Origin of the sequence: Bradyrhizobium sp. 6(2017) (assembly GCF_011058295.2) — a bacterium.
Lineage (GTDB): Bacteria > Pseudomonadota > Alphaproteobacteria > Rhizobiales > Xanthobacteraceae > Bradyrhizobium > Bradyrhizobium septentrionale.
Genome location: NZ_CP049289.2, coordinates 3,580,408 through 3,596,447 on the forward strand (window position 1 = coordinate 3,580,408; position 16,040 = coordinate 3,596,447).

Consider the following 16,040-nt stretch of genomic DNA (forward strand, 5'->3'; position numbering starts at 1 on the left):
GCTCCCGAGTCCCTCCCGGGAGCATCCGTTTCGGTTTCGCGTCCTCCACAACAGGCAGCCTTGCTGCCGCGGCCAATCTGAGATGCTCGCCTTACAAATCCTGATCGATGGCTTTGCCATCAGTGCGCTCTATGCGCTCGGCGCGACCGGCTTCACCCTGATCTTCGGTGTCTCCGGCGTTCTCAACCTCTCCCACGGTGCCATCATGGTGGCCGCAGCGGTCGCGGCTTGGGCCGCGGCCAGCGTGTTGCACCTCGACATCTACACCGGCGCGCTGTTCGGTGTCGGCGTGGCGCTGATCGTGTCGTTCGCGACCTATTTCGCGGTCGTCAAGCCGATCCAGAATTCCAGGCGAATCCCCAACGAGGAGAAGGAAATCTTCGTCCTCACCGGCACCTTGCTGTGGGGCATCATGATCCAGGAACTGATCGCCTATTTCTTCACCAACAACGCCAAGACGGTGCTGCCGATCGTCGAGGGCGTCGTCGATATCTTCGGCAACCGCACGCCGCGCAACAACATCTTCACCGCGCTGGTGTGCTGCCTCGTGATCGGCCTGCTCTGGCTTTTGGTGAACCGCACCCGCACCGGCAAAGCAGTGCTGGCGGCCTCGATGAACCCGCGCGGCGTCACCTTGCTCGGCCTCGAACTCACGCAGATCTATATCGTGGTGTGGGGCATCTACGGCATTCTCGCCGGCATCGCCGGCGTGCTGCTCGGCATGTTCCTCGGCGTCAGCTCCTACAGCGTCGGGCCGCTGACCGCGAGCGCGTTCTCGATCGTGGTGCTCGGCGGCCTCGGCAGCGTCTCGGGCTCGCTGATCGCGGCCTTCGTCGTCGGCTATCTCGAGACCATCACGGCCTACATGATCTCGCCGGCCTACCGCACCATTCCAGCGCTGCTGCTCTTGGTGTTCGTGATGTATATCCGGCCCCAGGGCCTGCTCGGGAGGCGCTGACATGGCCAATTTCTTCACGTCGCGCCTGTTCTTCATTTCTCTGGTCTGCGTGGTGCTTGCCGCAACGCTGCCGTTCTACGTCTCGGGCTACATCCTTGGCCTCCTCACCGTTGCGTTCTATTTCGGCGTGTTCGCGATGGCCTGGGACCTCTTGTTCGGCTTCGCCGGCGAGGTCAATTTCGGCCCGACCTTCCTGATCGGCACCGGCGCCTACACCGCGGGCATCCTCAACAACCAGTTCGGCTGGTCGGTCTATCTCTGCATCCTGCTCGGCGCGCTGGCGTCGGTCGTCGCGGGCTTCGTGCTGGCGCTGCCGGCGCTGCGGGTGAGGGGGCCGTATTTCGGCCTGACCACACTGGTTGCTGTCTTGATGCTGCAGAATTTCATCGTGGTGTTCGCTGACCTGACCGGCGGCGAGATCGGGCTCACCATTCCCGATGTCATCACCATCAATGCCGGCGCCAATTACTGGATCGCGCTCGGTTTCATGACCATCAGCGCGGCTATCCTCTACGGGCTGTCGCAATCGCCTGTCGGCCTGGTGCTGCAGGCGAGCGGGCAGGACCCGGTGCAGGCCGGCGCGCTCGGCTTCAACATCGTCAAGCACAAGCTCGCGGCGTTCATCGTCAGCGCCTTCTTCTCGGGCCTGTCGGGGGCGCTGCTGGTGTTCTACTTCGGCACCGCCTCGGTCGGCACCGTGGTCGACGTCGCGGTCGGCGTGAACGTCATCGTGTCTGCCGTGCTCGGCGGCCGGCGCACCGTGCTGGGTGCTGCGCTCGGTGCGATCTTCCTGATCGTCGCCGGCGAATTCCTGCGCCCGACCGGCGAGCTTGCGACCTTCATCGTCTCGGCGGTGGCGCTGCTCGTCGTCCTGTTCTTCCCCGGCGGTTTCCTCGGAGCGGCCCTGTCACGCGAGGCGCGCTCCTGATGGACCAGACTGTGATCACCACCCCGACGCTCGCGGTGCGCGGCCTGACCAAGCGGTTCGGCGGCCTCACCGCGGTGAAGAATCTAAGCTTCGAGCTGCGCCCCGGCGAGATCCTCGGCCTGATCGGGCCGAACGGCTCCGGCAAGTCGACCGCGATGAAGAGCGTGATGGGCATCGAGCGCCCGACCGCGGGCGAGGTGCTGTTCGAGGGCGAGAACGTCGCCGGGCTGCCTGCGCACAAGATCGCGCGCAAGGGCTTTGGCATGGTGTTCCAGCACTCGCGGCCGCTGAACCGGCAGACTGTGCTCGAAAACATCATGGTCGCGCTGCTGCCCGACAGCCTGTTCATGCTGTTTCCCGACAAGGCGCTGACCGAGCGCGCCAAGTGGATCGCCGAGCGCGTTGGCCTTGGCGCGGTGATGAACCGTCGTCCACCGACGCTGCCATTCGCGGATCTGCGTCGGCTGGAACTCGCCAAAGCGATCGCGCGCGATCCAAAAGTCGTGCTGGTCGACGAGCCCTTCGCGGGCCTCACCAGCACCGAGGTCGGAACGTTCTCGCAATTGATCCGCAGCTTCCGCGATGAGGGCCGCGCGGTGATGCTGGTCGACCACAACGTCAAGAGCGTCGCAGCGCTGGTCGACCGCGTGCTCGCGATGTATCTCGGCGAGGAGATCACGACCGGCCGCGCCGACGAGGTGATGAAGAACGAGACCGTGCGTCGGGTCTATCTCGGCGGCGCGATCGAAACCCATGCGCGGCCCGAGACCTCGTTCAAGGACAAGGTGCCGCTGCTGCAGGTCCAGAATGTCAGCGTGCATTACGGCAAGGCGCAGGCGCTGGAGAACGTCTCGATCCACGTCCATGAGGGCGAGTTCGTCTCCATCGTTGGCCTCAACGGCGCCGGCAAGACCACGCTGTTCAACACCATCTCGGGCTTCCTGCCCTATACCGGCGAGATCCTGCGCGGCGGCGAGAAATTGCACGGCACGGGGCCGGCGAAGATTGCCCGCTCGGGCCTCGTGCAGTGCCCGGAATCGCGCGAACTGTTCGGCGAAATGACGGTGCGGGAAAACCTCGATCTCGGCGGCCAGCATCTCGACGACGCGGCGCGGGCCAAGCAACTTGCCTGGCTGTTCGAGCTGTTCCCGATCCTGAAAGAACGTCAGGGCCAGATGGCGCAGACGCTGTCCGGCGGCGAGCAGCAGATGCTGGCGATCGGCCGCGCGCTGATGATGCAGCCGCAGATCCTGATCCTGGACGAGCCGACGCTTGGACTTGCGCCGGTCATCCTCGAACTGCTGTCGAAGGCGCTGGAGAAGCTGCGCCAGACCACCAGGATCACGGTGCTGCTTGGCGAGCAGAACGTGACGTTTGCGCTTCCGCATGCCGACCGCGTCTATGTGCTGGAGCACGCGCGGATCGTGTGGGAGGGCGACCCCGGCCGGTTCGCGGCGGAGGCCGGCAAAGACTTTCTCTGACGTTCGACCATCAACAACAAGAAAGCAAAGCAAGGGAGATCATGATGCCAGGATATTCGACCGCCACCCGCGTGAGCTTTTTGGCCTCCGCGCTCGCGCTATGCCTCGCGGCGCCGGCCTATGCGCAATCCAACGACCCGATCAAGATCGGCGTCATCGCCGAGGTGCAGTCGATCGCGGGTGCGGCGACGCCGGGCGGCGCGCAGATCGCGGCCGACGAGATCAACGCCAAGGGCGGCGTGATGGGCCGCAAGATCGAGATCGTGACCTACGACAACAAGAGCTCGTCGGCGGACTCGGTGCGCGCCTTCCAGCGCGCGGTGAGCGAGGACAAGGTTTCCGCCGTGATCGCAAGCTACATCAGCGAGGTCGTGCTCGCGCTGGAGCCGTGGGCCTCGCGGCTGAAGATGCCGCTGATCACGCCGGGCGCCGCCTCGAACGAGATCACCAAGGCTGTTCATAACGACTATGAGAAGAACAAGTACACGTTCCACGGCTATCTGACCTCGGCGGCGCAGGCGCAGCTGGTCTGCGACGCTGCCAAGGAGCTGCTGGTCGACCAGCTCAAGATGAAGACCGTTGCGATCATGAGCGAGGACGCGGCCTGGACCAAGCCGCTCGACGTCGGCTACGAGGCCTGCCTGCCGAAGGCCGGGCTGAAGGTGGTCGAGCACATCCGCTTCTCGCCCGACACCACCGACTTCACGCCGATCTTCAACAAGATGGAGAGCGCAAAACCCGACGTGATCGTCACCGGCATCTCCCATGTCGGCGTGCAGCCGACCGTGCAGTGGAAGAACCAGCAGGTGCCGATCCCGATGTTCGGCATCAGCGCGCAGGCGCTGAGCCCGTCGTTCTGGGGCGATACCAACGGCGCGGCGGAAGGTGTGCCATCGCTCGCGGTGGCGACGCCCGACGTCGCGGTGACGCCGAAGACAAAGCCGTTCGCGGCCGCCTTCAAGGCCAAGTTCGGCACGCCGCCGGCCTATACCGGCTACACCGCCTATGACGAGGTCTATATCATCGCGGAGGCGATCCAGCGCGCCGGCTCGACCGATCCGGACAAGATGGTCACCGAGCTCGAGAAGACCGACTTCGACGGCACCATCGGCAAGATCCAGTTCTACGGCAAGAACGACGAGTTCACCCACGGCATCAAGTCCGGTCCCGGCGCGGTCACCGGCCTCGTGTTCCAGTGGCAAAGCGGCAAGCAGATCACGGTCTGGCCGAAGGCGATCGCTGAGGGCCAGCTGAAGTTTCCGAATTTTGTGAAGCTGTCGCAGTAAGGGAGCGAGCCGTCACGTCTAGAGAGGGGCGGTCACACGGTGGCCGCCCTTCTTACTTGCGCGTCGGCGGTGCCGCCTGGGTGGTCGGCGCCGCCGCGGCGAGCAGTGCGGCGCGATCGCCGTTGCGCGGCGGATAGATGCGCTGCTGGTTGATGGTCTGCTTGGTGAGCTTTGCGGCGGCGCCGGTGGTGTGCACCTCGCGGTCCCAGCCGGTCGTGTAGAGCGCGCCCCAGGCGCCGAGATCGAGAACCGTCACATACCAGTCGATATTGAGCGGCAGCAGCTTTTCACCGAACAGATCCGCCACCACATTGTGGCCGGCGAAGCGGCCCATCGGCCGCGCGAACTGGCAGGACATCACGGTCGGATGCTCGCCGTCGATCAGGCAGGCGGCGACATCGCCGGCGGCGAAGACATCAGCAAGGCCCTCGGCGCGCATATAATCATCCACCGTAAGGCGGCCGAGCCCGTCGCGCTTGACCGGCAGCGTTGCGGCGAGGTGGCTGGCGCGCATGCCGCCGCACCACACTACGGTCTCCGTCGGAATGATCTCGCCCGAGCTTAGTGTGATGCTCGTGGCATCGACGGCGTTGACCCTGACATTCAGCCGCGTCTCGACGCCGAGCGCGGACAGCGCCTCGTTGATGACGGGACGGCCATGCGCGCCGAAGGTTGCGCCGACCACGGGATTGGGATCGACGAGAATGATGCGGCGGTCGCCCGTGATGCCGGCGTGCGCGAGCTTGGCCGGCATCTCGGCCGCGACCTCGATCCCGGTGAAGCCGGCACCGACCACCACGACCGTCGCGCGGGCCTGCGACGGCGGCTGCTTGCCGAGTGCCGAAAGATGCGCGTCGAGCTTGATGGCGGCTTCATAGGTGTCGACGTCGAAGCCATGGGCGGCAAGGCCTGATATCGCGGGGCGCACCAGCTCGCTGCCGGTCGTCAGCACCAGCCGGTCATAGCCGAGGTGCTCGGTGCCTGCGCTCGTTCTGACCGTGACCTCACGCTTCGCCGGATCGATCGCCGCGACATCGGCCACGATGTGCTTGACGCCGACCGGATCGAGCAATTCCTTGAGCGGCAGCGCGACATCGCCGAGATCGACCTCGTAATTGCGCACCCGGATGTTGTGATAGGCGTTGCGATCGACGACGAGAATCTCGGTGTCCGCCGCCCGCGCGCCGATCTCGTCGCGCTTGCGGGCAGCACCAAGCGCAGCCCACAGCCCGGCAAAGCCGGCTCCCAGCACCAGGATGCGCGCCATCTCTCCCTCCGATCTTCTGTCGGAGGGAGCTTGCCCGCGCATGCGAGGTCAAATCAAGTGGGCTGTGAAATTGGACATTTGAAACTCGTCATGCCCGGCCTCGTGCCGGGCATCCACGTCTTTGCTTCAGTCAGTCAAGAAAGACGTGGATGGCCGGGACATAGGCGAGCGGAAGCGACGCCGTCCTTCGGACGGCTATGCCCGGCCATGAAGGTGGGTCACATTCTGATGCTGCTCACGTCCCCGGCCGCGACACCTCGGTTTCCTTGCTGGTGATGAACTCCAGCAGCACCGGCACGCCTTCTTTGGTTTTCTGGATGCCGCGCTTGATCGCGGCGATGATGTCCTCGGGCCTGGTCACCCGCTCGCCGTAGCCGCCGAAGGCGCGGGCCATCGCGGCGTAATCGCCGGAGATATCGGTCGAGCGGTATTTCTCGGTCGAGATCGGCATCACCTTCAGTTCGATCGCCATCGAGAAATTGTTGAGCAGGATCGACATGATCGGAATCCGCTCGCGCACCGCGGTCTCGAAGTCCATCCCAGTAAAGCCAATCGCGGCATCGCCCCAGACATTGATGCAGAGCTTGTCCGGTTTTGCCAGTTTGGCGCCCATCGCGAGGCCGAGGCCGTAGCCGAGCTGCGTGGTCTTGCCCCAGCCGATATACGACAGCGGCTCGACCGACTTCCAGAACGGCGAGAGCTGGTCGCGCGGGCTGCCGGCGTCGTGGGTGATGATGGTGTTGTGGATGTCGACGGTGTGCTGCAGGTCCCACAGCACGCGGTAGGGATTGAGCGGCGCGTCGTTGTGCGTCAGCTTCGGCATCCATTTGGCGAGCCACTCCTTGTGGGACGCGGCGATCTCCTCGGCGACGGCGCTCGCGCTGCGATCCGCGGGCACGGTCTTGCCGATCTGCTCCAGCAGCGCGTCGAGCACGAGGCCGGCATCGCCGACCAGGCCAATCCTGGCCTCGACATCCTTGTTGATGTGGTTCGGATCGAGCGTCGAATGGATGATGGTCTTGCCCTTCGGCATCGCGATGCCGAACGACGTCTCGGTGAATGAGCAGCCGATGCCGAAGATCACGTCAGCTTCGGCCAGGAATTTCGGCACCGCGCGCGGCACCGCCAGGCCGCCGGAGCCGAGCGAGAGCGGATGGGTCTCCGGGAAGGACGACTTGCCGCCGAGGCTTGTGGTGACCGGGATCGCGAGCCGCTCGGCGAGGCGCTTCAGCTGCGGCCAGGCCTTTGCGTAGTGCACGCCCTGGCCGGCATAGATCACCGGACGCTTGGCGTTGACGAGCAGGGCGGCCGCCTCCTTCACATGGACGGGGTCGGCGCCGTAGCGGGTACGCAGCACCGGCGTGTAGTTCAAGGGCTCCGGCACCTCCTCGTTCCACATGTCGGCGGGGATTTCGACGATCACGGGCCCGCCGCGGCCGTTCTTCAATTTGGTGAAGGCGCGGCGGAAGATGTTGCAGACCTCCGAGGCGATGTTGATCGGCTCGGACGACTTCGAGAACGCCTTCATCGCCTGGCTGGAATTGAAGTTCGGATCGATGTTGGCAAGCCTGCGCGCATAACCCATCGGCAGCACCAGCACCGGCACGGATTCGCCATAGCACTGCGCGACGCCGCCCATCGCGTTCTCGGCGCCCGGGCCGTGCTGCATGCAGAAGGCGCCGATCTTCTCACCCGAGGTGACGCGGGAGATGGCGTCCGCCATGTGCACGCCGATGCGCTCCTGGCGCACCATCACCGGGCGGATGTCGGCACTGGCGGCGTATTCGATCAGGTGGTTGACCGGGTAGCCCGTGAGGATCTCGATCCCCTCGCGCTTCATGATTTCCGCGATCGCGGTGCCGAGCTTCATGACGGTCACTCCCTTTGGATGCGGCCGGTTTGGTCCGGCCTCGTTGTCGTCCTGTCCGATAAAGGAACAGGATTCCATCGACCGGTAAAGCGCGGCCGAGGCCGGATCAGGTAGTCCTGATATGCGTTTACGCCCAATCGCGGCTTGGCGCCTTGCCGGCTGGCGGGAAGCCGCAGGCAGAACTAGCATCCAGTTTCTGTGCAACCTTTAAGCGACCGTTCATCCTGTCCCTCAACGGGCCGTCAACCAATGTGACCTAGTTTTGCTGGCATATTGCTACGGCGCGGGCGAAAAAGCCGCGAGCGTCGGACAGGAGCTTTTCATGCGCGCGTTGCTTGCAAGATTTCTGGGTGATGAGGTCGGCGCGACGGCGATTGAATACGCCATCATCGCGGGCGGCATCAGCATCGTGATCGTCGCCGGCGTCAGGGGCATCGGCACCAGCGTGAGCGGTCAATTCAACGCCGTCAGTTCGGCCTTCAAGTAAGCGGGGTCGGAAACGCTTCGCATTCTTCCGGATTCAATCGTCCCCGTTCAACGCGCGCAACATCGCGATGTGCGCAAACATCAGCCAGCCCGTTATTGCGCCGTGTTGATCGGATGCTCGAGCGATCTGCCAGCGTGCCTCCCGCCGGGCGTCTTCCAATAATCTCATGATGTAGCCGGCGGCCTGTTGCTATCGCCGGGTGACGCCCGCTCAGCCCGCCTTCTTGCGCGCCGTGGTGCCTTGCGCGCGCGCCGGCTTCTCGGCCTTCTTCGGCTCGGGCTTGACCGCCTCCTTGGGCTCGCGCTTGCCGCTGCCCGAGATCGGCAGCAGCATCTCGCGCTGGCCCTCGATGCGCTTCTTCGGCTTCTTGCCCTTCGCCGCCTTCGCCTCAGCCTTGGCGGGAGCCGCCTGCTTCTCGTTGGCGAGGCTCTTCTTCAGCGCGTCCATCAGGTTGATGACGTTGCCGCTGGTCTTCGCCGCGGGCTTGGTGATCTTGATGCCGTTGCGCTTCTGGTTGATCAGGTCGATCAGCGCCTGCTCGTACCGGTCCTCGAAATCCTCCGGATCGAACTCGGCGGACTTCTGCTCGACGATATGCTTGGCGAGATCGAGCATGTCCTTGGTGATCTTCACATCCTGGATGTCGTCGAAATACTCCTTCTCGCTGCGCACCTCATAGGGGTAGCGCAGCAGCGTTCCCATCAGCCCGTTGTCGAGCGGCTCGAGCGCGATGATGTGCTCGCGATTGGTCAGCACCACGCGGCCGATCGCGACCTTGTTCAGGCTGCGGATGGTCTCGCGGATCACCGCAAAGGCGTCGTGGCCGACCTTGCCGTCGGGAACGAGGTAGTAGGGGCGGATCAGATAGCGGCTGTCGATCTCTGTGCGCGGCACGAATTCGTCGATCTCGATGGTGCGGGTCGAATCCAGCGCGATATCGTCGAGCTCTTCCTTGGTGACCTCGATATAGGTGTCGGTGTCGACCTTGTAGCCCTTCATGATGTCGTCGGTGGCCACTTCCTCGCCGGTCTCCGCGTCGACCTTGGCGTATTTGATCCGGTGGCCGGTCTTGCGGTTGATCTGGTTGAAGGAGACCTTTTCGGTATCCGAGGTCGCCGGGTACAGGGCAACCGGGCAGGTCACGAGCGAAAGGCGCAAAAAGCCCTTCCAGTTGGCGCGGGGGGCCATAGGCAAAACTCCGATAACGCAACCGACGGAACGGTCAAGGATAACACCGGGAACCCCAGTTTGAAACAACACGGGCCGGTGAATCTCGCAACGGCGTTAACCGTGGCCTCGAGCCTGCGCCGGTTTGACGCGGTCCGCGGCGGTATCGCCGGCCGGCCGCGCACAGAAGGCCCGGAACATCGCCCCCGATCTGGCGTTGGCTTTTCGAAGGGGAGCGGCAACCGCCGGAATTACAAGCACTTAAGCACAGACGTCGCCATGGCAACGGAACGGCACGGTCAGATCGTTGAAACCCCGACCGCGGTGCGCCAGGCCGAGCCCGGACCTTCGGTTCTCGCGCTTCTCACGGCCTCGACAGGGCTCGCGGTCCTGATCCTCGGCATCGTCTGGTTCGCCTTCTTCCGCGTCTGAAGCCCTTATCGGTTACGGCGCATGCGAGGCCTCATTGTTAAACGAGGCGCGGCGCAACGCTCTACCCGCAACACGCGCGCCTGGTCCTCTGAAAATCGCCTGAGCGCAAAAGATAGCTGCGCGGAGGCGCGCAATCGATCACGGTTGCCGCAGTCCAACTGCGGATCATGTCGAGTAGAATTTTCTTGAGCCAAACATTTTTTCTTGAGCGACGGCTCGCGCCTCTCGGCCTCACAAAATTCTGCGATGACGATCAGTGATGCGCGGGGCGAATAGCTGCCTCGCGCCGCGTCACGAGATCATCGAAATTGACTGCTAGCTGATTTGAATCAGATCTGCCTCGAGCTTGAGATGTTCTATCAACAGGAAGAAAAAACCTCGCTGCTGGCGCGCTTCAAGGAGAAAAGCGTTTCAGGCGCGTTCGTCGGATTGACGGTTCTGGCGATGGCGGGATGGATCTATCTTCTCAGCTCGATGTTCCTGAAATTCATGCTCTGGTGGTTTTCCTGAGACGTCGCTGTCGAGAACGCTTCTCTCTCGAGAACACTTCTCTCTCGCCAACACCTGCCGCGCGAGAACACCTGACGTCGGCGCCTGATTATTGTCGCGCCGTTCGGTTGCACAAAAATTTCGGCCGCTGAACAATTTTTCGGCGCGCCCAATCATGATGTCGTCACAACTCGGAATGTTAATAACATCGGGGCTGATGTGGACGATCGTGATGCTTTCTTCTGTTGTTATTCTCGCGGCGGTGTTCGTCGCAGGCTTTTTCGCCGGTTTCGCCGCGCGTTCGTGGCGATCGCACAGGCGCCGCGCGCGGTATCGGATCTATGCGCCGTATGTGGCGCCGTCAGCCGCCAGATCGTCGAGACCGAAACAGCCGGTCACCGCGTTCGGCCACATGCGTCGCGCGTTCTAAAGCATGATCCGGAAAAGTGCGGAGCGGTTTTCCCTCGCGACAAACGCGAAGCGTTTGCGCGGGGATCATGCTCAAACAAGCGAAACGGGCTAGTTCGATCGAGGTAGCGCGACGTTGTGGTGAGTTGGGGTTGGCGGGCGACATGCAATCGGTCATCCTGTCTTCGTTGCGGCAGCCGGGCTCGGTTCGCGTGCCGTTGGCCCTGCGCATCGTGAGGGAACTTGCACAGCATGAGTGATCTCAGGGGTCATTCGCCGAGGCGGTATGTCGTCGATGTCAGTGGCCGGCGCGTGCTGGTCGGTCTTACGCTCGAAGAGACGTCGGAATTCGAGGGGCTGGACACTTCCCTCCCGCAACTGCCGGACCGGGGCGAGCAGGGTGCATCGGCCGTCGAGGGACGGTGGCTCGAGCTCTATGACAAGCACGACAAGGCCTGGATCAAGTGGAAGGCCGACCTGAGGGCCGGGCAGCAGGTCAATTCACCCTTTTTTAACTAAGACCGGGCGATTTTGATCTATGCCGCCTGAATGGGCCCGAACCGGATACTGACAGATGTTTCAGCTGTTTCTGCGGGCTCGCGCGCATGACCTGTCCCGGTCGCGGCGTGGCGAGGAAGGCTTCAAGGCACGCTCGGCCGAGCGGGATGCCGAGACCGATCGCGCCCGGATCGGATCGATCATCGCCGCCATCGACGCCGCGCTGCAGGCCGCCGAAAGCGAGCAATCCGGCCTTGGCCGCCGTGTCGATGATGTGCTGGCCCGCGCCGCGGTGACGCTTGGCAACGGCACCGACGAATATCTGGAACGCGAGGCGCTTGACAACCATCATCAAGACCTGTTTGACGCCGAGATCTTGAACGGCCAGCGCCGGCTGAAGGAATTGGCGACCGAGATTGCGCACTTCAAGTTCGTGAAGGCCGCAGTCCTGAGCCGCTTTCCGGACTACAAGGCTCCGGCCGCCAGCAACTGACGCGTCAACCGAGGCGCCTTGCGGCCCGGAACGCACAGCCAGTCGCTGCGGCCGCGTTTGAGGGCGGTATCCGGCCGGCTTCGGCGCAAGGCGAAAGGCACAGGCAGGACGTGGTGATCGCAGGCAATCTACTCGTCACGGGCTGCGCCGGCTTTATCGGCTTCCATCTGGCAGAGCACCTGCTGCGGGCGGGGCAGCCGGTCATCGGCATCGACAATCTGAACGATTACTATGACCCGGCGCTGAAGCGCGCGCGGCTCGACCTGCTCAAGCAGCACCGTGGCTTCACCTTCCAGCAACTCGACCTCGCCGACCGCGCCGGGATGAAGGCGCTGTTCGAGCGCTATCGCTTCGAGGTCGTGGTACATCTCGCCGCCCAGGCCGGCGTGCGCTACTCGCTGCAAAACCCCCATGCCTACGCGGATTCCAATCTGGAGGGGTTTATCAACGTGCTGGAGGGCTGCCGGCATACCGCGTGCCGGCACCTGCTGTTTGCCTCCTCATCGTCGGTCTACGGCGCCAATACCAAGCTGCCGTTTTCGATCCACGACAATGTCGATCATCCGGTCAGCCTGTACGCCGCGACCAAGAAGGCCAACGAACTGCTCGCCCATTCCTATAGCCACCTCTATCGCGTCCCGACGACCGGGCTGCGCTTCTTCACCGTGTACGGGACTTGGTATCGGCCGGACATGGCGCTCTATGCCTTCGCGGACGCGATCACCAAGGGGAAGCCGATCCAATTGTTCAACAACGGCCAGATGCGGCGCGACTTCACCTATGTCGATGACGTGGTCGAGGCGATGGTGCGCCTGATCGGCCGCGCGCCCGAGGGCGATGCCAACTGGTCGGGCGCGCATCCCGATCCGGGCTCGAGCAGGGCGCCCTGGCGGGTCTACAATATCGGCAACTCCAGGCCAGAAGAACTGATGCATGTGGTGGGGCTGCTGGAGCAGGGCTTCGGCCGGCAGGCCGAAAAGCAGTTGCTGCCGATGCAACCTGGGGATGTTCTGGAGACGGCAGCCGATGTCTCCGATCTCGAGCGCGAAATCGGCTTTCGGCCGCAGACGCGGATCGAGGACGGCATCGCCAGATTTGTCGATTGGTATCGGGCCTATCACAACGTCGATCGGACGTAGTGCGCTGCTTGCGAATCCGGGCGCCAGAAAAGCTGGTTCGGCGTGGAACGGAGTTTCACAATGAGAGTTATCATCGGTTTTGCCGTCGTTTCGGCCGTGACCATCGTCTCCAGCGCAATCGTTCCGGCGCGCGCGATCGACGTCAAGGTGGCACGCGCCTGCGATGCGCTGGTGGCGAAGGCATTTCCGCCCCGGCAGCCGGGCAATCCGGCATCCAGCAGCGCGAACGGCAATGCGAAGGTCCAGCGCGACTACTTCAACAAGTGCGTCGCCAATGGCGGCAAGATGGACGACGCCGCCGCTGCCAAATCGAAATAGCGTGCGATCGCGACGCGTTGCGAATTAGCGATGCTTATGGCAGTTGGCGCACGAATTGCCGCTCGTCGCGATGATTGCGCCATGCGCCAATGCGGGGACGAAGCGCGAAGGCGTTCGGCCCATCCGTCCAGGCCGAAAGCGCATCGATGCCATCTCTCGAATTGGAATAGCATTGTCGCGTTCGGCTCCGGTTCGAGGCGAATATTGTGCGTGGCCGGACGTCGCGCGTTGAAAGCTTCCGCTGCATCGTCAGAGCCGATCGGAACGGATCAAATCAGAGGATGTCTCACTATCCGTAATGGATCGAAACATTCTGCGATCCGTGCAGATGGCGGCGTTCGCTGCCCACATCCATGCTGCTCGGTTCAACCTGTTATGCGCAGAGCGAGTCCGATCGATCGGCAGCAGCAGATTTAGTGTGTGCGCGCTGCCTTTGGTGGAATATCTGGTTCGGCGTCGGAACTCCTCTTCAACGCGCGAGCCTTTGACGCGGCGGCATTTTGATCGCTCGAACGCGCGCCTCCGGTTTCAATAGCGATCGCTTCAATCAACGATCGCCGAATGATTTCATGCGCTTGGTCGCGTTCAACGCTCGGCGCGACCTGCGCCGTTTCGCCGCGCATCTCATAGCTGCCGCTGACTTCCCATCGCGACGACACAATACGGTCATCGATTAAATGTTTCGCGATCTGGTTGTGGAACCCGAATGGGAAAATTTCTGTCAGAGCCATGTTGGTCGCAAACCTGCCCCATTAATTTCCTTCCATGTGCGTGATCAGCTCTGTCATTCAAACTTCAATCACATCGCTCATACCCGTAACCGCAGAGCGAGGGCGCGCCATGAAGCAGCACAAGATTCAACATTTGCATCGGCCGATCGAAGAGGCGTTGCTCGCGACCAATCGATCGCTGCGCGACGAGGTCGTTGCGCTGATGCTGGATATCGCTGAGTTGCGTGAGCTGCACGAAGGCCCGGTTGCGTCTCGTTCGTTCGGTGCATCCTGTGAGCAGACCCGCCCGCGCGTCGCGCTGCGCCGGGTTCATCGCTGACATTCGTCCGCGAATTCCTCCCTGAGCAGTTGTGTCTAGTCTGCGCCGGCGCTAGCGAAGGCCGCCGGCTCGCATGTGGTTGCGGGTGATTCAATCCAGAGTTGAAGAGTATTCGGCCCTCTCCGCAATGCGGCCGGGGCCCCTGACGGCTTTTCCCGGCAAGTCCGCGTATGAGGGAGGGCAGCTGGAGCGATCAGTGCTCTTGCGGCACGGACTTGTGCGCCCCGACATCGGACAGACGCTCGCGCAGGATCCAAGTCTGCAAGACCAGCTCGACGGCGGTATGTCGGAGTTCGAAATTCTCCGCGACGAGCCGTTCCAGGGCGTCGGTCGCATCGCTGGAAGCGGACTGGTTCCCCTCGAAGACCTTGAGACGCGCCATAGTGTCGATCCTCGCAAAAATGTTGATCAGAGACGGGCTCTGACAAGCGTCAGCATAGAATAGTTCGCAGACTCTCAGGCGGTCGTGGTTCCGCCTGATCGCCAAGGGTGGGAAAGCGCTTAATCGTTAATTTGTGGGTCGAGCGATCAACGTTAGGTTTCGTGAAAATAATCCTCAAATATGTTGAAACCCTCATGACACCCAATGTCTTCGTACGTACCGCTGCGCATGCGCGCCCGCAAGCCGCCGGACGCGAAGGTCGAGAGATTAATTTGTTAGGATTTTGTGAAAGTCTTGCTTGACTGGCTGCGCGGATATCACAGAGGGGCATGGTGCACTCACAATCTGTCGAGGGACCGATTGGGTATTTCTCATTTGCTTCTCACTTGGGAATGCAAACGGTGCGCCAGTTATCCAGATCAAATTCTCATACGTAGAAAGTCGTATAACTTTTTCTCCCTGATACCATTTGCGGGGGAATATTGCGTACATATTCCGGGTAAATACCTTGCAGCTTCGGCGTTTCTTCGCACAATGCGTCGCTGCCGACGGCAAGTTCGAGGCTCCCGAAGGCCCCCCGGGATATCCTCAATTTGAATTTCCTGTTGCATTTACATAGCTTATAGGCCATGCGATTATTGCTAATCTAGGGGGCAACGAGATGACCAATGAGGCGTCATTCTACTGAGGAGATCACTTCCAAGGTCAAACAGGCCGAGGAACTCATGGCGCGGGGGCAATCACAGGCCCAAGCGTGCAAGGTGCTGGGCGTGAGCGTGATGACGTTTCACCGCTGGCGCAAGCAGGAAGCCGCGCGCGGTCACCATGGGAATGGTACTGTTACTGAGCTCGTCGCTCGTACCGATGATCGAGATGGGAGCCCCCCCGTCCGCAACCGTATTGACGAATTGCGGCTGGAAAATGAACGGCTGCGTCGGATCGTAACCGACCTGCTCCTCGAGAAAATGAAGATTGAGGAGAAGCTTGCGCTCAGGTCCAGCGGCGGCAGCGGTTTGCCCCGCCGTGGTGAAGTCCAGAGCTAACGTAAGCTGATCCGTTAATGGATCCGTGAGGGCCTGGGCGCCAGCAGCAGCTGGTCGCTCAGATGCGCTTTCTCTGATCGTGCGCGCAGCTCCTCGAAGATCGGACGTAGTCTGGCCTGCGCCAGGTCCAGACCTCCGACAATGTCCTGATTCGGCATTTCTGCCGGGAATCGGGCCGCTCTCAGCTTTGTTTCGATCGCCTTGACCAGCACCTCGACATCGTCGCGATGCTGGCCTGCGACCAGCTCGGCGCCCATCAAGCGGATCAAATGGAGGAGGGCCACCAGCGCGGCCTCGGTTTCGCCAGCTGACGAACTCATCGTCGTTCTCTGCCCGATATGTGC

At 62.5% G+C, this 16,040-nt stretch carries 20 protein-coding genes; 14 read left to right on the forward strand and 6 right to left on the reverse strand.

What is annotated here, in order from left to right; all coding sequences use genetic code 11:
* Window positions 1-82: 82 nt before the first annotated feature.
* From G6P99_RS16670 to G6P99_RS16685, 4 genes are read left to right on the forward strand one after another with little or no spacing between them, the layout of a single operon-like run.
* On the forward strand, window positions 83-958 hold the full coding sequence (locus G6P99_RS16670) for a branched-chain amino acid ABC transporter permease (protein ID WP_018270667.1): 876 nt from the start codon (window positions 83-85) through the stop codon (window positions 956-958).
* 1 nt (window position 959) lies between these two features.
* Window positions 960-1,886, forward strand: a complete 927-nt coding sequence (locus G6P99_RS16675; RefSeq protein WP_029084096.1) for a branched-chain amino acid ABC transporter permease — start codon at window positions 960-962, stop codon at window positions 1,884-1,886.
* On the forward strand, window positions 1,886-3,367 hold the full coding sequence (locus G6P99_RS16680) for an ATP-binding cassette domain-containing protein (protein WP_029084095.1): 1,482 nt from the start codon (window positions 1,886-1,888) through the stop codon (window positions 3,365-3,367). The genes G6P99_RS16675 and G6P99_RS16680 overlap by 1 nt, the downstream gene beginning before the upstream one ends.
* Before the next feature lie 41 nt (window positions 3,368-3,408).
* Window positions 3,409-4,653, forward strand: coding sequence for an ABC transporter substrate-binding protein (locus tag G6P99_RS16685; RefSeq protein ID WP_029084094.1), 1,245 nt, complete (start codon window positions 3,409-3,411; stop codon window positions 4,651-4,653).
* A gap of 52 nt (window positions 4,654-4,705) precedes the next feature.
* Here G6P99_RS16685 and G6P99_RS16690 read toward each other — a convergent pair whose 3' ends face one another.
* Both G6P99_RS16690 and G6P99_RS16695 read right to left on the reverse strand, forming a co-directional pair.
* The gene (locus tag G6P99_RS16690) at window positions 4,706-5,920 is read right to left on the reverse strand and encodes an NAD(P)/FAD-dependent oxidoreductase (protein WP_029084093.1); all 1,215 of its coding nucleotides are present in this window, start codon (window positions 5,918-5,920) and stop codon (window positions 4,706-4,708) included.
* Window positions 5,921-6,155: 235 nt separating this feature from the next.
* Window positions 6,156-7,790 carry a thiamine pyrophosphate-requiring protein gene (locus G6P99_RS16695; RefSeq protein ID WP_165128753.1) on the reverse strand — a complete coding sequence of 545 codons (1,635 nt, stop codon included), beginning with the start codon at window positions 7,788-7,790 and terminating at the stop codon, window positions 6,156-6,158.
* 322 nt (window positions 7,791-8,112) lie between these two features.
* Between G6P99_RS16695 and G6P99_RS16700 the strand changes: the two genes are divergently transcribed.
* Window positions 8,113-8,277, forward strand: coding sequence for a Flp family type IVb pilin (locus G6P99_RS16700; protein WP_029084091.1), 165 nt, complete (start codon window positions 8,113-8,115; stop codon window positions 8,275-8,277).
* A gap of 210 nt (window positions 8,278-8,487) precedes the next feature.
* On the opposite strand, the gene G6P99_RS16705 is transcribed toward G6P99_RS16700, so the two are convergent.
* Window positions 8,488-9,465, reverse strand: coding sequence for a Ku protein (locus tag G6P99_RS16705; RefSeq protein ID WP_029084090.1), 978 nt, complete (start codon window positions 9,463-9,465; stop codon window positions 8,488-8,490).
* A 258-nt stretch (window positions 9,466-9,723) separates the two neighbouring features.
* Between G6P99_RS16705 and G6P99_RS16710 the strand changes: the two genes are divergently transcribed.
* From G6P99_RS16710 to G6P99_RS16740, 7 genes are all read left to right on the forward strand, one after another.
* Window positions 9,724-9,876 (forward strand): hypothetical protein, encoded by a 153-nt coding sequence (locus tag G6P99_RS16710; RefSeq protein WP_165128755.1) that lies wholly within the window; start codon window positions 9,724-9,726, stop codon window positions 9,874-9,876.
* 351 nt (window positions 9,877-10,227) lie between these two features.
* Complete coding sequence (locus G6P99_RS16715) at window positions 10,228-10,386, forward strand: hypothetical protein (protein WP_165128757.1); 159 nt, start codon at window positions 10,228-10,230, stop codon at window positions 10,384-10,386.
* Window positions 10,387-10,477: 91 nt separating this feature from the next.
* Window positions 10,478-10,795 (forward strand): hypothetical protein, encoded by a 318-nt coding sequence (locus G6P99_RS16720; protein ID WP_198031241.1) that lies wholly within the window; start codon window positions 10,478-10,480, stop codon window positions 10,793-10,795.
* Window positions 10,796-11,025: 230 nt separating this feature from the next.
* Window positions 11,026-11,292 (forward strand): hypothetical protein, encoded by a 267-nt coding sequence (locus G6P99_RS16725; RefSeq protein ID WP_029084088.1) that lies wholly within the window; start codon window positions 11,026-11,028, stop codon window positions 11,290-11,292.
* 55 nt (window positions 11,293-11,347) lie between these two features.
* Window positions 11,348-11,764, forward strand: coding sequence for a hypothetical protein (locus tag G6P99_RS16730; RefSeq protein ID WP_029084087.1), 417 nt, complete (start codon window positions 11,348-11,350; stop codon window positions 11,762-11,764).
* 110 nt (window positions 11,765-11,874) lie between these two features.
* On the forward strand, window positions 11,875-12,903 hold the full coding sequence (locus G6P99_RS16735) for an NAD-dependent epimerase (protein ID WP_371261240.1): 1,029 nt from the start codon (window positions 11,875-11,877) through the stop codon (window positions 12,901-12,903).
* A 60-nt stretch (window positions 12,904-12,963) separates the two neighbouring features.
* Window positions 12,964-13,221, forward strand: a complete 258-nt coding sequence (locus tag G6P99_RS16740) for a hypothetical protein (RefSeq protein WP_051346652.1) — start codon at window positions 12,964-12,966, stop codon at window positions 13,219-13,221.
* 413 nt (window positions 13,222-13,634) lie between these two features.
* Here the strand turns inward: G6P99_RS16740 and G6P99_RS16745 are convergent, their stop codons facing one another.
* A complete protein-coding gene (locus G6P99_RS16745) occupies window positions 13,635-13,952 on the reverse strand; it encodes a hypothetical protein (protein ID WP_165128759.1) in 318 nt (105 codons plus the stop codon).
* A gap of 109 nt (window positions 13,953-14,061) precedes the next feature.
* On the opposite strand from G6P99_RS16745, the gene G6P99_RS16750 reads away from it, so the two are divergent.
* A complete protein-coding gene (locus G6P99_RS16750) occupies window positions 14,062-14,271 on the forward strand; it encodes a hypothetical protein (RefSeq protein ID WP_029084083.1) in 210 nt (69 codons plus the stop codon).
* 193 nt (window positions 14,272-14,464) lie between these two features.
* Here the strand turns inward: G6P99_RS16750 and G6P99_RS16755 are convergent, their stop codons facing one another.
* Window positions 14,465-14,653, reverse strand: coding sequence for a hypothetical protein (locus tag G6P99_RS16755; protein WP_029084082.1), 189 nt, complete (start codon window positions 14,651-14,653; stop codon window positions 14,465-14,467).
* Window positions 14,654-15,321: 668 nt separating this feature from the next.
* Between G6P99_RS16755 and G6P99_RS16760 the strand changes: the two genes are divergently transcribed.
* Window positions 15,322-15,696, forward strand: coding sequence for a helix-turn-helix domain-containing protein (locus G6P99_RS16760; RefSeq protein WP_029084081.1), 375 nt, complete (start codon window positions 15,322-15,324; stop codon window positions 15,694-15,696).
* Window positions 15,697-15,710: 14 nt separating this feature from the next.
* On the opposite strand, the gene G6P99_RS16765 is transcribed toward G6P99_RS16760, so the two are convergent.
* Window positions 15,711-15,953 carry a hypothetical protein gene (locus tag G6P99_RS16765; protein WP_245284852.1) on the reverse strand — a complete coding sequence of 81 codons (243 nt, stop codon included), beginning with the start codon at window positions 15,951-15,953 and terminating at the stop codon, window positions 15,711-15,713.
* Window positions 15,954-16,040: the final 87 nt, after the last annotated feature.

What these genes read in the sequence shown, in the direction of transcription:
- G6P99_RS16675 (WP_029084096.1), top strand. Translation starts at nt 960, where the DNA reads ATGGCCAATTTCTTCACGTCGCGCCTGTTCTTCATTTCTCTGGTCTGC.
- G6P99_RS16680 (WP_029084095.1), top strand. Translation starts at nt 1,886, where the DNA reads ATGGACCAGACTGTGATCACCACCCCGACGCTCGCGGTGCGCGGCCTG.
- G6P99_RS16760 (WP_029084081.1), top strand. Translation starts at nt 15,322, where the DNA reads ATGAGGCGTCATTCTACTGAGGAGATCACTTCCAAGGTCAAACAGGCC.
- G6P99_RS16685 (WP_029084094.1), top strand. Translation starts at nt 3,409, where the DNA reads ATGATGCCAGGATATTCGACCGCCACCCGCGTGAGCTTTTTGGCCTCC.
- G6P99_RS16745 (WP_165128759.1), bottom strand. Translation starts at nt 13,952, where the DNA reads ATGGCTCTGACAGAAATTTTCCCATTCGGGTTCCACAACCAGATCGCG.
- G6P99_RS16695 (WP_165128753.1), bottom strand. Translation starts at nt 7,790, where the DNA reads ATGAAGCTCGGCACCGCGATCGCGGAAATCATGAAGCGCGAGGGGATC.
- G6P99_RS16690 (WP_029084093.1), bottom strand. Translation starts at nt 5,920, where the DNA reads ATGGCGCGCATCCTGGTGCTGGGAGCCGGCTTTGCCGGGCTGTGGGCT.
- G6P99_RS16740 (WP_051346652.1), top strand. Translation starts at nt 12,964, where the DNA reads ATGAGAGTTATCATCGGTTTTGCCGTCGTTTCGGCCGTGACCATCGTC.
- G6P99_RS16715 (WP_165128757.1), top strand. Translation starts at nt 10,228, where the DNA reads ATGTTCTATCAACAGGAAGAAAAAACCTCGCTGCTGGCGCGCTTCAAG.
- G6P99_RS16725 (WP_029084088.1), top strand. Translation starts at nt 11,026, where the DNA reads ATGAGTGATCTCAGGGGTCATTCGCCGAGGCGGTATGTCGTCGATGTC.
- G6P99_RS16750 (WP_029084083.1), top strand. Translation starts at nt 14,062, where the DNA reads ATGAAGCAGCACAAGATTCAACATTTGCATCGGCCGATCGAAGAGGCG.
- G6P99_RS16730 (WP_029084087.1), top strand. Translation starts at nt 11,348, where the DNA reads ATGTTTCAGCTGTTTCTGCGGGCTCGCGCGCATGACCTGTCCCGGTCG.
- G6P99_RS16700 (WP_029084091.1), top strand. Translation starts at nt 8,113, where the DNA reads ATGCGCGCGTTGCTTGCAAGATTTCTGGGTGATGAGGTCGGCGCGACG.
- G6P99_RS16670 (WP_018270667.1), top strand. Translation starts at nt 83, where the DNA reads ATGCTCGCCTTACAAATCCTGATCGATGGCTTTGCCATCAGTGCGCTC.
- G6P99_RS16755 (WP_029084082.1), bottom strand. Translation starts at nt 14,653, where the DNA reads ATGGCGCGTCTCAAGGTCTTCGAGGGGAACCAGTCCGCTTCCAGCGAT.
- G6P99_RS16765 (WP_245284852.1), bottom strand. Translation starts at nt 15,953, where the DNA reads ATGGGCGCCGAGCTGGTCGCAGGCCAGCATCGCGACGATGTCGAGGTG.
- G6P99_RS16705 (WP_029084090.1), bottom strand. Translation starts at nt 9,465, where the DNA reads ATGGCCCCCCGCGCCAACTGGAAGGGCTTTTTGCGCCTTTCGCTCGTG.
- G6P99_RS16710 (WP_165128755.1), top strand. Translation starts at nt 9,724, where the DNA reads ATGGCAACGGAACGGCACGGTCAGATCGTTGAAACCCCGACCGCGGTG.